The 13,813-nt window shown below is 58.3% G+C and carries 12 protein-coding genes; 5 read left to right on the top strand and 7 right to left on the bottom strand.

Annotation, left to right across the window (positions count from 1 at the left end; all coding sequences use genetic code 11):
- Positions 1-131 precede the first annotated feature (131 nt).
- Positions 132-446, top strand: a complete 315-nt coding sequence (locus AC3WTM_RS03295; RefSeq protein ID WP_102669489.1) for a tetratricopeptide repeat protein — start codon at positions 132-134, stop codon at positions 444-446.
- 1 nt (position 447) lies between these two features.
- Here the strand turns inward: AC3WTM_RS03295 and AC3WTM_RS03290 are convergent, their stop codons facing one another.
- The 3 genes from AC3WTM_RS03290 to tag form a co-directional block, all read right to left on the bottom strand.
- Positions 448-687, bottom strand: coding sequence for a PilZ domain-containing protein (locus AC3WTM_RS03290; RefSeq protein ID WP_102669553.1), 240 nt, complete (start codon positions 685-687; stop codon positions 448-450).
- Between the two features lie 160 nt (positions 688-847).
- Positions 848-1,735, bottom strand: coding sequence for a lysophospholipid acyltransferase (locus AC3WTM_RS03285; protein ID WP_057712648.1), 888 nt, complete (start codon positions 1,733-1,735; stop codon positions 848-850).
- A gap of 40 nt (positions 1,736-1,775) precedes the next feature.
- Entirely contained in the window at positions 1,776-2,333 is a 558-nt protein-coding gene (gene tag / locus AC3WTM_RS03280) for a DNA-3-methyladenine glycosylase I (protein WP_057712649.1), read from the bottom strand.
- A gap of 81 nt (positions 2,334-2,414) precedes the next feature.
- Between tag and glyQ the strand changes: the two genes are divergently transcribed.
- The 4 genes from glyQ to AC3WTM_RS03260 all read left to right on the top strand — a co-directional run bounded on the left by glyQ (position 2,415) and on the right by AC3WTM_RS03260 (position 6,826).
- On the top strand, positions 2,415-3,368 hold the full coding sequence (gene glyQ, locus AC3WTM_RS03275; protein ID WP_003187265.1) for a glycine--tRNA ligase subunit alpha: 954 nt from the start codon (positions 2,415-2,417) through the stop codon (positions 3,366-3,368).
- Positions 3,365-5,419, top strand: a complete 2,055-nt coding sequence (glyS, locus tag AC3WTM_RS03270) for a glycine--tRNA ligase subunit beta (protein WP_102669488.1) — start codon at positions 3,365-3,367, stop codon at positions 5,417-5,419. The genes glyQ and glyS overlap by 4 nt, the downstream gene beginning before the upstream one ends.
- Positions 5,420-5,423: 4 nt before the next feature.
- Positions 5,424-5,963 (top strand): D-glycero-beta-D-manno-heptose 1,7-bisphosphate 7-phosphatase, encoded by a 540-nt coding sequence (gene gmhB / locus AC3WTM_RS03265; protein ID WP_173677898.1) that lies wholly within the window; start codon positions 5,424-5,426, stop codon positions 5,961-5,963.
- A gap of 83 nt (positions 5,964-6,046) precedes the next feature.
- Positions 6,047-6,826 carry a lysophospholipid acyltransferase family protein gene (locus AC3WTM_RS03260; RefSeq protein ID WP_057712652.1) on the top strand — a complete coding sequence of 260 codons (780 nt, stop codon included), beginning with the start codon at positions 6,047-6,049 and terminating at the stop codon, positions 6,824-6,826.
- 333 nt (positions 6,827-7,159) lie between these two features.
- Here the strand turns inward: AC3WTM_RS03260 and gyrB are convergent, their stop codons facing one another.
- From gyrB to dnaA, 4 genes are read right to left on the bottom strand one after another with little or no spacing between them, the layout of a single operon-like run.
- Positions 7,160-9,577 (bottom strand): DNA topoisomerase (ATP-hydrolyzing) subunit B, encoded by a 2,418-nt coding sequence (gene gyrB, locus AC3WTM_RS03255; protein ID WP_102669486.1) that lies wholly within the window; start codon positions 9,575-9,577, stop codon positions 7,160-7,162.
- Between the two features lie 5 nt (positions 9,578-9,582).
- Positions 9,583-10,686 carry a DNA replication/repair protein RecF gene (recF, locus tag AC3WTM_RS03250; RefSeq protein ID WP_007969883.1) on the bottom strand — a complete coding sequence of 368 codons (1,104 nt, stop codon included), beginning with the start codon at positions 10,684-10,686 and terminating at the stop codon, positions 9,583-9,585.
- A 20-nt stretch (positions 10,687-10,706) separates the two neighbouring features.
- Positions 10,707-11,810, bottom strand: a complete 1,104-nt coding sequence (gene dnaN, locus AC3WTM_RS03245) for a DNA polymerase III subunit beta (RefSeq protein ID WP_007969885.1) — start codon at positions 11,808-11,810, stop codon at positions 10,707-10,709.
- A gap of 39 nt (positions 11,811-11,849) precedes the next feature.
- A complete protein-coding gene (gene dnaA / locus AC3WTM_RS03240; RefSeq protein ID WP_102669485.1) occupies positions 11,850-13,370 on the bottom strand; it encodes a chromosomal replication initiator protein DnaA in 1,521 nt (506 codons plus the stop codon).
- Positions 13,371-13,813: the final 443 nt, after the last annotated feature.

The following is a 13,813-nucleotide window of genomic DNA, read 5'->3' as shown; positions in this document are numbered from 1 at the left end:
AGCTTGCTCGCGATGAACCCGAGAGCGACGCGGGGTGTCTGGTTTCCAGCATTATCGTTGACGGCCATCGCGAGCAAGCTCGCTCCTACAACAAATCAACCCATGACATGCCTCAGGCAAGGAATCCACCGATGATCGAATCCCTGGAAAAAATGCTCGCCAAGGGTGTGGATAACTCATTGCTACGCTTCGGTCTGGGCAAGGGCTATCTGGATCTGGGGGAAAACGCCAAGGCGGCGGAGCATTTCCAGCGCTGCGTCGAATTCGATCCGAAGTATTCGGCGGCGTGGAAACTACTGGGCAAGGCCCATCTGGCACTGGCGGACGTTACGGCCGCGCGCCAAGCCTGGGAGCAAGGCCTGGAAGCCGCTCGCGCCCATGGCGACAAGCAGGCCGAGAAGGAAATGACGGTGTTCCTGAAGAAGCTCGAGCGTCAGGCGCACTGACTCAGAGATAACGCAAACCGATGCCCTCGGCGTCCACCTGCACCACTTCCATGCGCACCCGCGGCGCGCCTGTGGGTAAGCCCTGCACCTGACCGTAAACCACCGCGCCTTTGGGCAGAGTCGACAACCCAGGATGCTTGACGTAGACCCCCGTGGTCGACAGATTGCGCGTCTGGCCCAGGCATTCGCCAAAGCTTTCATGACTGATCTTGATGCGAAATGATTTGCGGTGTTCGGACATCTTTTTGCGCCCTAATGAACGGTTGTGGATATGTGTAGGAGCGAGCTTGCTCGCGATGGATGCCAGGGTGCCGCGTTCAACCTGGCAGCCCATATCATCGTTAACGTCCATCGCGAGCAAGCTCGCTCCTACAGGTTATCCACAGAGCGTGCCAAGTCAGTCAGTACCAACGCTCTTCACCCGGTGGGCGCTTCTTGAAGCGCTTCATGCTCCACATGTACTGGCTCGGGTAAGCCCGCACATAGCGCTCGACCACTTGGCTCATGGCCGCACAGGATTCTGCCGTATCGGTGCTGTACATGGCCTCTGGCGCGGCTTCAAGGATCACTTTGTAGCCCGAACCGTCCGGCAGGCGCAGGGCGTGCAGGAACACGCCGACCGCTTTGCCGCCGGCCAGCATGTTCGGCACGAACTTGCTGGTCAGCGCCTGAGTGGCGAAGAACGGCACGAAGATCCCGGCGGATTCGGACGGTTCCGGGTCAGCGGGAATGCCCACTGCACCACCTTTGCGCACTTCCTTGATGACACTGAGGATGCCTTCCTTGGTGGAAGCCGCGACCTTGTTACCCAACTGCACCCGCTGCTTTTGCAGCAATTCATCCACTGCCTTCAATTTCGGCGGACGGTAGAAAATGATCGGTTTGCACTGGCTGCAATAGAAGTGATTGAGCACTTCCCAGTTGCCCAGGTGGCTGGTGATGCCGACCACGCCTTTGCCGGAGGCAAGGGCGTCCTTCAATACGTCGAGGCCTTCGACTTCGCGCACCAGGTCGATGGAGCGCTGGGCCGGCCAGATCCAGGCGCAGGCACTCTCGGTCAGGGACTTGCCGATGTCTTTCAGGCTCTGGCCCACCAGGCGTTCACGCTCGGCGGGGTCCATGTCCGGAAAGCACTTGGACAGATTGATCCGTACCACGTCGCGGGAACGGTTCGGGGTTTTCCACATAACCCAGCCAATCGCCGAGCCCACGGCCTGCACGGCCCACCACGGAAGCAGGGCAAACAGCCGCAGAGCGCCTACCAGCAAGGCGCCTTTAAACTTATCCACAGGTCACTCCTGATCTTGTGCTGTGCGCGAGGCGGCCATTCTAACCGCCGTTCGCCAGCTGCGCGTAGCGGTCGCAATCGCGGGTGTGATCCATGACCATGCCCGAGGCCTGCATCAGCGCGTAGCAGATGGTCGGCCCGACGAACGTGAAACCGGCCTTTTTCAAGCCTTTGCTCATTTCCACGGCAGTCGGCGTCACGGCCGGGACCTCGCTGCGATCCTTGAAATGATTGATCACAGGCGTGCCGCCGACGAATGACCACAGAAACGCCACCGGATCCTCCAGCGCCAGCCAGGCCTGGGCATTGCGCCGGGCCGCGTTGAGCTTGAGTCGGTTACGGATAATGCCGGGATCGAGCATCAGCTCGTCAATTTCGGCATCGCTCATCTGCGCCACGCGCTGCACGTCGAAGCCGAACAAAACTTCGCGATAACGCTCGCGCTTGCGCAGCACGGTGATCCAGGAAAGCCCGGCCTGGAACCCTTCGAGCAAAAGCAACTCGAACAATCCCTGCGCATCCCGTAGCGGCGTGCCCCACTCCTGATCGTGATAAGCCATGTACAGCGGATCTTCGGAACACCAAAAGCAGCGTGGCATAAGGCTCCAGGGGGCGTGCGCAGCAATGAATCGGGTATACTCCCGCTCTTTAAATCGCAGCCCAAGAAACAGGTGAATTTCGTGAGCCAGCCTACGCCAGCCGTGCGTACCTTCCAAGACTTGATCCTCGCCCTCCAGCAATACTGGGCCGAGCAAGGTTGTGTGGTACTTCAGCCCTACGATATGGAAGTAGGCGCCGGCACTTTCCACACCGCAACATTCCTGCGCGCCATCGGCCCGGAAACCTGGAACGCCGCCTACGTGCAGCCAAGCCGCCGTCCGACTGACGGCCGTTACGGTGAAAACCCGAACCGTCTGCAGCACTACTACCAGTTCCAGGTGGTCCTGAAGCCGAACCCGGACAATTTCCAGGAACTGTACCTGGGCTCTCTCAAGCACGTTGGCCTGGACCCGCTGGTCCACGACATTCGCTTCGTCGAAGACAACTGGGAATCGCCGACCCTCGGCGCCTGGGGTCTGGGCTGGGAAGTCTGGCTCAACGGCATGGAAGTGACCCAGTTCACCTACTTCCAGCAAGCGGGCGGCATCGAGTGCTACCCAGTGACCGGCGAGATCACCTACGGCCTCGAACGTCTGGCCATGTACCTGCAAGGCGTGGACTCGGTCTACGACCTGGTGTGGGCTGACGGTCCGTTCGGCAAAGTGACCTATGGCGACGTGTTCCACCAGAACGAAGTGGAGCAGTCCACTTACAACTTCGAACACGCCAACGTCGACAAGCTGTTCGAACTGTTCGATTTCTACGAAAGCGAAGCCAAGCGCCTGATCGAACTCGACCAGCCGCTGCCGTTGCCAAGCTACGAAATGGTGTTGAAGGCTTCCCACACCTTCAACCTGCTGGATGCGCGCCGGGCGATCTCGGTGACTGCGCGTCAGCAATACATCCTGCGTGTACGCACCCTGGCGCGTTCCGTTGCGCAAGCCTACCTGCTGGCTCGCGCCAAGCTGGGCTTCCCGATGGCGACCCCGGACCTGCGTGATGAAGTACTGGCCAAGCTGGAGGCTGCACAATGAGTGCTCTGGATTTTCTGGTTGAACTGGGCACTGAAGAACTGCCACCCAAAGCCCTGAACACCCTGGCCGAGGCGTTCCTCGCCGGTATCGACAAGGGCCTGCAAGCTGCCGGCCTGGACTACGAGAGCAAAACCGTTTATGCCGCTCCGCGCCGCCTGGCCGTGCTGATCACCGCACTGGCCACCCAGCAGCCGGATCGCAGCATCAACCTCGACGGCCCGCCACGTCAGGCCGCGTTCGATGCTGAAGGCAACCCAACCCAGGCAGCATTGGGCTTCGCCAAGAAGTGCGGCGTCGAGCTGAGCGAAATCGATCAGAGCGGCCCGAAACTGCGCTACAGCCAGAGCATCGCTGGCAAGGCGACTGCGAGCCTGCTGCCGACCATCGTCGAAGATTCGCTGAACGACCTGCCGATCCCGAAACGCATGCGTTGGGGCGCGCGCAAGGAAGAATTCGTTCGTCCGACCCAGTGGCTGGTGATGCTGCTCGGTGACCAGGTCATCGACTGCACCATCCTCGCCCAGAAGGCCGGCCGCGACTCCCGTGGCCACCGCTTCCATCACCCGGAAAACGTGCGCATCGGTTCGCCGTCCAGCTACCTGGCCGATCTGCGTGCCGCCTACGTTTTGGCCGACGCCAACGAGCGTCGCGAGATCATCAGCAAGCGCACCGAAGAGCTGGCCACCCGTCAGGAAGGCACGGCAATCGTTCCTCCAGCGCTGCTCGATGAAGTGACCGCGCTGGTCGAATGGCCGGTGCCGCTGGTGTGCTCGTTCGAGGAGCGCTTCCTCGACGTGCCGCAGGAAGCCTTGATCACCACCATGCAGGACAACCAGAAGTACTTCTGCCTGCTGGACGCCGACGGCAAGTTGCTGCCACGTTTCATTACCGTGGCCAACATCGAGAGCAAGAACCCACAGCAGATCATCGCCGGTAACGAGAAAGTGGTTCGCCCACGCCTGACCGACGCCGAGTTCTTCTTCAAGCAAGACAAGAAGCAAAAGCTCGAAGACTTCAACCTGCGCCTGCAAAACGTGGTGTTCCAGGAAAAACTCGGCAGCGTCTACGACAAGGCCGAACGCGTTTCCAGACTCGCCGCCTACATCGCGGCGCGCATTGGCGGCAACGCTTCGTGGGCTGCTCGTGCCGGCCTGCTGTCCAAGTGTGACCTGTCTACCGAGATGGTCGGCGAGTTCCCGGAAATGCAAGGTGTCGCCGGTTACTACTACGCCCTCAACGACGGCGAGCCGGAAGATGTCGCACTGGCGCTGAACGAGCAGTACATGCCGCGCGGTGCCGGCGCTGAACTGCCAAGCACCCTGACCGGTGCGGCAGTGGCCATTGCCGACAAGCTCGACACCCTCGTGGGAATCTTCGGTATCGGCATGCTGCCGACCGGCAGCAAAGACCCGTACGCCCTGCGCCGTGCTGCACTGGGCGTGTTGCGTATCCTGATCGAGAAGCAACTGGATCTGGACTTGAACGACGCCGTGGCCTTCGCTGTGAATGCGTTCGGTACCAAGGTCAAGGCTGCGGGCCTGAACGATTCGGTGCTGGAATTCATCTTCGACCGCCTGCGTGCCCGTTACGAAGACGAAGGCGTCGATGTTGCGACCTACCTGTCGGTACGTGCCCTGAAGCCCGGTTCGGCCCTGGACTTCGACCAGCGCGTGCAAGCGGTACAGGCTTTCCGCAAACTGCCGGAAGCTGCCGCCCTGGCCGCCGTGAACAAGCGCGTGTCGAACTTGCTGAGCAAGGTCGAAGGCTCCGTTCCGACAGTCGTGGAAGCCAAGTACTTCGACAACGCCAACGAGTTCTCCCTGTACTCGGCGATCCAGCAGGCTGACCAGGCTGTACAGCCGATGGCCGCCTCGCGTCAGTACAGCGAATCACTGGCACGCCTGGCTGCGCTGCGCGAACCGGTGGATGCGTTCTTCGAAGCCGTGATGGTCAATGCGGAGGACGCAAAGGTCCGCGCCAACCGCTATGCGTTGCTGGCACGTCTGCGTGGGCTGTTCCTCGGCGTCGCCGACATTTCGCTGCTGGGTTGAGGGACTGCTGTTGAAACTGCTGATTCTCGATCGGGACGGAGTGATCAATTACGACTCCGACGCTTACATCAAGTCGGTGGAGGAGTGGATTCCGCTCCCCGGATCGATCGAAGCCATCGCGCAGTTGAGCAAGGCCGGCTGGACGGTAGCCGTCGCTACCAACCAGTCGGGCATCGCTCGCGGCTATTACGACCTTGCCACCCTGAATGCCATGCACGAGCGCTTGCGCGCGTTGGTGGCGGAGCAGGGCGGTGAAGTCGGCCTGATCGTCTACTGCCCGCATGGGCCGGACGAAGGTTGCGATTGCCGCAAGCCGAAACCCGGGATGTTGAAAGCCATCGCCGCTCATTACAACGTGTCGCTGACCGATCTCTGGTTCGTCGGCGACAGCCTTGGTGACCTGGAAGCCGCCAAAGCCGTCGATTCACAGCCAGTTTTGGTAAAGACCGGGAAAGGCGAAAAGACTTTGGGCAAGACCCTTCCGGTTGGCACATTGATTTTTGACGATCTGGCGGCGATTGCCGCAGAACTTATCCACAATTAGAGTGCTTCTGAAATTCCTGATAAAGGACCCATCAGGAGTGCGCTTTATACAGGCGGGCAATTCCCGCAACGGTAAACGTCACCATGTCGATATTGCAGGCCATCAGAACCTTCCTCTTTTACCTGCTGCTGGGCACCAGCTCATTGCTGTGGTGCAGCCTGAGTTTTTTTATCGCGCCGTTTCTGCCCTTCAAGGCACGTTATCGCTTCATCAACGTGTATTGGTGCCGTTGTGCCCTGTGGCTGAGCAAAGTGTTCCTTGGTATTCGCTACGAAGTGAAGGGTGCCGAGAACGTACCTGAACGGCCTTGCGTCATTCAGTCGAACCACCAAAGCACGTGGGAGACGTTCTTTCTCTCCGCTTACTTCTCACCGCTGAGCCAGGTGCTCAAACGTGAATTGCTCTATGTGCCGTTCTTCGGTTGGGCCATGGCCATGTTGCGACCGATCGCCATCGATCGCGACAACCCGAAAGCCGCGCTCAAGCATGTGGCTCAAAAAGGTGATGAGTTGCTCAAGGACAATGTCTGGGTGCTGATCTTCCCGGAAGGCACGCGCGTTCCTTTCGGCACCGTCGGAAAGTTCTCGCGCGGTGGCAGCGCCTTGGCGGTTAACGCCGAATTACCGGTGCTGCCGATTGCGCACAACGCAGGCAAGTTCTGGCCGAAAACCGGTTGGGCGAAGAAGCAGGGCGTCATTACTGTGATCATTGGTGAGCCTATGTATGCCGCAGGCACTGGACCACGAGCCATTGCTGAATTGAACGACCGGGTCCAGGCGTGGAACGAGCAAATGCAACGGGAAATGGGCTCTCTACCACCGGCTCCGCAAGCACCGGTTTCAAACGATCAGGTGGTTGTCTGAAATTCTGTGGATAACCTGTGTACCGTTTCATTGAAAAGCGTCGATTCTTGTACGTAACATTATGATTTTTTTACATATTTCTTAGAATGATAAAAACCATAAAAACGTGCATAAGTTTTTTTTGGACGTAAAAAAACCGGCAGATATAGCCGGTTTTTTTATGCCCATAACAATCGCTGATTGTCGACATGACAAGGCGAACCCATCGTCATGACCGAACGTGAATACCGCCTGGCGCATTGCCTGCTCAGCAACGGCAGCGCGTGAGTGAATGGCAGGCAATAAAAAAGGCCAATGCAGATGCATTGGCCTTTTCGTTGGCGCCGACCGGGATCAGAAGTCCAGGTTGGACACCGCCAGGGCATTGCTTTCGATGAAGTCACGACGTGGTTCGACCGCATCACCCATCAGGGTGTTGAAGATCTGGTCAGCGCCAATGGCGTCTTCGATAGTCACTTTCAGCATGCGACGCACGCTTGGGTCCATGGTGGTTTCCCACAGCTGGTCCGGGTTCATTTCGCCCAGACCTTTGTATCGCTGAATGGTGTGGCGCTTGGTGCTTTCAGCCATCAGCCAGTCCAGGGCTTCCTTGAACTCGGTGACCGACTTACGGCGTTCGCCACGCTGGATGTACGCGCCGTCGTCCAGCAGGGTGCTCAGTTGAGCGCCCAGGGAAACGACGGTCTTGTAGTCGTTGCTGCCGAAGAAGTCGCGGTTGAAGGTGACGTAGTTCGACAGGCCGTGGGAGATCAGTTCAACCTCTGGCAGCCACACGCCACGCTCGCGATCTTCACGCAGGCTGGCCTTGTAGACCAGACCCGACTTCTCGACAGTACGCAGACGCACTTCGTACTGGGCCAGCCAGTCCTGCATCGCTGCATGATCGGACAACTGATCCATGCTGACAGCCGGCAGGTAGATGAAGTGCTCGGTCAGTTCCTGTGGGTACAGGCGCGACAGACGCTTGAGGGTCTTCATCACCAGACGGAAGTCATTCACCAGACGCTCAAGGGCTTCACCGGAGATACCCGGTGCCTCCTCGTTCAGGTGCAGGCTCGCATCTTCCAGAGCCGACTGCGTCATGTACTCTTCCATGGCGTCGTCGTCTTTGATGTATTGCTCTTGCTTGCCTTTCTTCACTTTGTACAGTGGCGGCTGAGCGATGTAGATGTAGCCACGCTCGATCAGCTCCGGCAGCTGACGGAAGAAGAAGGTCAGCAGCAGGGTACGGATGTGCGAACCGTCGACGTCAGCATCGGTCATGATGATGATGTTGTGATAGCGCAGCTTGTCGATGTTGTACTCTTCGCGACCGATGCCGCAGCCCAGCGCAGTGATCAAGGTGCCCACTTCCTGGGAAGAGATCATCTTGTCGAAACGTGCTTTCTCGACGTTCAGGATTTTACCCTTGAGGGGTAGAATCGCCTGGGTCTTGCGGTTACGCCCCTGCTTGGCAGAGCCGCCCGCGGAGTCACCTTCCACGAGGTACAGTTCGGAAAGGGCAGGGTCCTTTTCCTGGCAGTCGGCCAGTTTGCCGGGCAGGCCTGCGATGTCCAGCGCGCCTTTGCGGCGGGTCATCTCACGGGCTTTACGTGCTGCTTCACGGGCACGGGCCGCGTCGATCATCTTGCCGACGACCAGCTTGGCTTCGTTCGGGTTTTCCAGCAGGAAGTCGGAGAAGTACTTGCCCATTTCCTGTTCGACCGCGGTCTTCACTTCGGAAGACACCAACTTGTCTTTGGTCTGGGAGCTGAACTTCGGATCCGGCACCTTCACCGAAATGATCGCGGTCAGGCCTTCACGGGCATCGTCACCAGTGGTGGCGACTTTGTGCTTCTTCGCCAGGCCTTCCGCTTCGATGTAGGTGTTCAGGTTACGCGTCAGTGCGGAGCGGAAACCCACCAGGTGAGTACCGCCGTCGCGCTGTGGAATGTTGTTGGTGAAGCACAACAGGTTCTCGTTGAAGCTGTCGTTCCACTGCAGGGCAATTTCCACGCCGATGCCGTCTTCACGCTGGACGTTGAAGTGGAACACCTGGTTGACCGGGGTCTTGTTGGTGTTCAGGTATTCAACGAACGCACGCAGGCCGCCTTCGTATTTGAACAGTTCTTCCTTGCCGCTGCGCTCGTCCTTGAGGACGATACCGACACCGGAGTTGAGGAAGGACAGTTCACGAATCCGCTTGGCCAAGATGTCCCAGCTGAAGTGGATGTTCTTGAAGGTTTCGCTGGAAGCCTTGAAGTGGATCTGTGTACCGGTGGTTTCGCTGTCGCCAACGATTTTCATCGGTTCTTGCGGAACACCGTGGACGTAAGTCTGTTCCCAGATCTTGCCGCTACGGCGAACGGTCAGGACCAGCTCTTCCGACAGGGCGTTAACTACCGACACACCCACACCGTGCAGACCGCCGGAAACCTTGTAGGAGTTGTCGTCGAATTTACCGCCGGCGTGCAGCACGGTCATGATGACCTCGGCTGCCGAAACGCCTTCTTCTTTGTGTACGTCTACCGGGATGCCACGGCCGTTGTCGCGAACGGTGATGGACTCATCCGGGTGGATGATGATGCTGATGTCGTCGCAGTAGCCGGCGAGCGCTTCGTCGATCGAGTTGTCGACCACCTCGAACACCATGTGGTGCAGGCCGCTGCCATCGTCGGTATCACCAATATACATACCGGGACGTTTGCGTACGGCATCCAGGCCTTTCAGCACTTTAATGCTCGTTGAGTCGTACGTATTTTCTTCGCTCAATGCCTTCACTCCCGATGGTCGTGGGTCTGGGTGATACGGCCCTGTTCCACGTGGAACAGAGCGACTGGCGTTTCCGTCTGCCAGCCTTCCCTCAATAATTCGTGATCTACACAGGTGATAAATACCTGGCAGCGTAAGTCTTCCAACAAGCGGCAAAGCGCGCGACGGTGGTGCTCGTCCAGCTCGGACGGCAAGTCATCCACCAGATAAATACACTGACCGCGTCGAGCCTGGCTGACCAAGTGCCCCTGGGCAATCCGTAATGCGCAAACCACCAACTTCTGCTGGCCACGGGACAAGATGTCCGCGGCGTTGTGCGCGCCCAGTCTGAGACGCAAATCAGCACGTTGTGGTCCGGCCTGGGTATGCCCCATTTGCTGGTCTCGCTGAAGAGACCCGGCGAGCACAGCACTCAGTTCACGGTCCTTGTCCCAGCCGCGGTAATAGCTGAGCGTCAAGCCTTCAAGCTCAACCAGTTCGCTCAAGGTTTGTTCAAAGACTGGTTTCAAGGCTTTGATATAAGCGCGGCGGTATTCATCAATTTCAGCGCTGGCCTGGCACAGTTCCCTGTCCCAAACCGCTTGCGAAACGGCGTCAAGTGTACCATGCCGCAGCCAAGAGTTTCTCTGGCGCAGGGCCTTCTGCAAGCGCTGCCAGGTTGACATGAAACGCGGTTCCACGTGGAACACACCCCAGTCGAGAAACTGCCGGCGAATCTTCGGTGCGCCTTCCAGCAATCGAAAGCTATCCGGATTGATCAGTTGCAGTGGCAAGATCTCGGCCAGTTGCGCGGCGCTGCGCGCATTCTGCCCATCGATACGGATCTGGAATTCCCCTTGGCGATCCCGTGATATGCCCAAGGCGCTATGCCCACCCTCCGCCAGTTCAACCTGGCCAAATACCGTACAGGCAAGCTGTTCGTATTGAATGACCGGCAACAGACGGGTGCTGCGAAACGAACGGGCAAGCCCCAGCAGATGGATGGCTTCCAGAACACTGGTTTTGCCGCTGCCGTTGGCGCCGTAAAGAATATTGATGCGGGGGGAGGGGGAGAAGGTCACCGGGTGCAGATTGCGCACCGCGGTGACCGAGACGCGACTTAAGGACATCTAGCTTCTGCTGAACATGATTACAGACGCATCGGCATGACAACGTAGGCCGAGTCGTCGTTATCCGATTCCTGCACCAGCGCGCTGCTGTTGGAGTCGGACAGGATCAGACGAACCTGCTCGGTGGTCATCACGCCCAGTACGTCGAGCAGGTAGCTCACGTTGAAGCCGATTTCCAGAGAGCCTCCGTTGTATTCAACGCCCACTTCTTCTTCCGCTTCTTCCTGCTCCGGGTTGTTCGCCTGGATCTTCAACTGACCGCTGGCCAGTTGCAGACGGATACCACGGTACTTCTCGTTGGACAGAATCGCGGTACGGCTGAACGCTTCGCGCAGAGCCTGGCGATCGCCAAGAACCAGCTTGTCACCGCCTTTTGGCAGAACGCGTTCGTAGTCCGGGAATTTGCCGTCGACCAGCTTCGAGGTGAACGTGAATTCACCGGTGGTGGCACGGATGTGGTGCTGGCCCAGCACGATGCTGACATTGCCGTCCGGCTCGGTGAGCAGGCGTGCCAGTTCGAGGATACCTTTGCGCGGCACGATGACCTGGTGACGATCCGGCTGGCCGATGTCGGCCTGCATCGAGCACATGGCCAGACGGTGACCGTCGGTGGCTACGGCGCGGATGACGCCAGCAGAGACTTCCAGCAGCATGCCGTTGAGGTAGTAACGCACGTCCTGCTGGGCCATGGCGAAGCTGGTGCGTTCGATCAGACGACGCAGCTTGCTTTGCTCCAGACTGCAGGTCAGCGAACCCGGGCCTTCTTCCACAGTAGGGAAGTCGTTGGCCGGCAGTGTCGACAGGGTGAAGCGGCTGCGGCCAGCCTTGACCACAAGCTTCTGCTCGTCGACCTTGATGTCGATCAGCGCATCGTTCGGCAGGCTTTTGCAGATGTCCATCAGCTTGCGCGCCGGCACGGTGATGGAACCCGGATCCGCCGGCTCTTCGAGTTGAACACGACCAACCAGCTCGACTTCCAGGTCGGTACCGGTCAGCGACAATTGCTGGCCTTCGACTACCAGCAGCACGTTGGAAAGTACCGGCAAGGTCTGTCGGCGTTCGACGACGCCTGCGACCAGTTGCAGGGGTTTCAACAGGGCTTCGCGTTGAATGGTGAAATGCATGGTCTAGTCCCTTGCCTTAATAAGCTGCGCTGGTGTTCATCAAGTGGTCAGCGTACGCAGCAGGTTCTTGTAGTCCTCGCGGATGTCCGCGTCGGATTCCTTAAGTTCGTTGATCTTGCGGCACGCGTGCAAGACCGTTGTATGGTCGCGACCGCCAAACACATCGCCGATCTCCGGCAAGCTGTGGTTGGTCAGTTCCTTGGACAACGCCATGGCGACCTGACGCGGACGAGCTACCGAACGCGAACGGCGTTTGGACAGCAAGTCGGAAATCTTGATCTTGTAGTACTCGGCGACCGTGCGCTGAATGTTATCCACAGAGACCAGTTTATCCTGCAACGCCAACAAGTCCTTAAGGGATTCGCGAATCAGCTCGATGGTGATATCGCGGCCCATGAAGTGCGAGTGGGCGATCACACGCTTGAGCGCGCCTTCCAGCTCACGGACGTTGGAGCGAATGCGTTGGGCAATGAAGAACGCGGCGTCGTGAGGCAACTCGACTTTGGCCTGATCGGCCTTCTTCATCAGGATCGCCACGCGGGTTTCCAGCTCCGGCGGCTCGACCGCTACGGTCAGGCCCCAGCCAAAGCGGGATTTGAGGCGCTCTTCAAGGCCTTCGATTTCCTTCGGGTAGCGGTCACTGGTGAGAATGACTTGCTGGCCACCTTCGAGCAGGGCGTTGAAGGTGTGGAAAAACTCTTCCTGCGAACGTTCCTTGCGGGCGAAGAACTGAATGTCATCGATCAACAACGCATCCACCGAACGGTAGAAGCGTTTGAACTCGTTGATCGCGTTCAGTTGCAGGGCCTTGACCATGTCCGCCACGAAACGCTCGGAATGCAGGTATACGACCTTGGCATTCGGGTTCTTCTTTAATAGATGGTTACCCACAGCGTGCATCAAGTGGGTTTTACCCAGGCCGACGCCACCATAAAGGAAGAGCGGGTTGTAACCGTGCTTGGGGTTGTCAGCCACCTGCCAGGCGGCGGCGCGCGCCAGCTGGTTGGATTTACCTTCAACGAAATTCTCGAAGGTAAAAGTGCGGTTCAGGTAACTGGTGTGCTTGAGCGCACCTTCGACCTGCACGGTACGTTGCTCGGCGCGCACAGGTGCCTGTTGCGAACTGGCACCAGCCATCGGGTCGAAGCTGTCACGGGAAGGTTCTTCCTCGGTGACCTCGGCCACTTTTTGCGTCGTACGCTTGGTCGACGCAGGGGCAGGTGCCGGCGGCGGACTGGCAGGCGCTTGAACAGCCAGGGCCTGGGAAGCCGCGGCGGCCAGGGGAGCATTGGGCGCAGCACGGGGTGCTGAACTGCGTTTGCTGCCTATTAATAAGGAAAGCGCAGGCGCCATGCCATTGCCGTGCTCATCGAGCAATTCGAGAACACGCCCCAAGTATTTTTCGTTGACCCAGTCCAGTACAAAACGATTGGGCGCATAGACACGCAACTCGTCGCCTTCGGCTTCGACCTGTAGTGGACGGATCCAAGTGTTGAATTGTTGGGCAGGCAGCTCATCGCGCAGAAGCTCCACGCACTGCTGCCAAAGTTCCACTGACACGGATATCCCCTAAGTTGAAAGCCGGTGAGGCAAAAACAAGCGGCCATTGTAGCGACCAGACGCCGACTTATCCACACGAAGGTGGCTCATAGACCAAGAAGAATCACCGTTTCCTTCTCAAAAAAGGCGACAAGTGGTCTGTGCATAAGCTCTGTGGATAACCGGGGTTAAGGTCATTGCACAAGTGGGGGCGAAACTCAGTGGATAACCGGCCTGTGGATAAGGTGACCTTTCACACACAGGTTATCCGACAGCGCAGCACAGGCTGAACACTGTTTTCCACTGTAGTTGTCATTCTCTATACATCAGGTAAAACAAGGTCTGAATCGAGTTATCCACAGAAGAGTGCGACCCTAGCTTTTATAAGCTTTACAGAAAAGCTTTAAATACTTTCCTTTCTTATTTTTATATCTACGCAAGGTGCAAACGCCGAAAAGCCTCTG

Source organism: Pseudomonas sp. EU05-FHT14B02 (assembly GCF_058791055.1).
Note: the sequence above shows the minus strand (reverse complement) of the source record. Positions and strands in the feature narration are given on the sequence as shown.

Bases quoted from the DNA above. Each gene is read 5' to 3' on its own strand.
- AC3WTM_RS03295 (WP_102669489.1), top strand. From the start codon at position 132: ATGATCGAATCCCTGGAAAAAATGCTCGCCAAGGGTGTGGATAACTCA.
- AC3WTM_RS03290 (WP_102669553.1), bottom strand. From the start codon at position 687: ATGTCCGAACACCGCAAATCATTTCGCATCAAGATCAGTCATGAAAGC.
- tag (WP_057712649.1), bottom strand. From the start codon at position 2,333: ATGCCACGCTGCTTTTGGTGTTCCGAAGATCCGCTGTACATGGCTTAT.
- glyS (WP_102669488.1), top strand. From the start codon at position 3,365: ATGAGTGCTCTGGATTTTCTGGTTGAACTGGGCACTGAAGAACTGCCA.
- AC3WTM_RS03260 (WP_057712652.1), top strand. From the start codon at position 6,047: ATGTCGATATTGCAGGCCATCAGAACCTTCCTCTTTTACCTGCTGCTG.
- recF (WP_007969883.1), bottom strand. From the start codon at position 10,686: ATGTCCTTAAGTCGCGTCTCGGTCACCGCGGTGCGCAATCTGCACCCG.
- dnaN (WP_007969885.1), bottom strand. From the start codon at position 11,810: ATGCATTTCACCATTCAACGCGAAGCCCTGTTGAAACCCCTGCAACTG.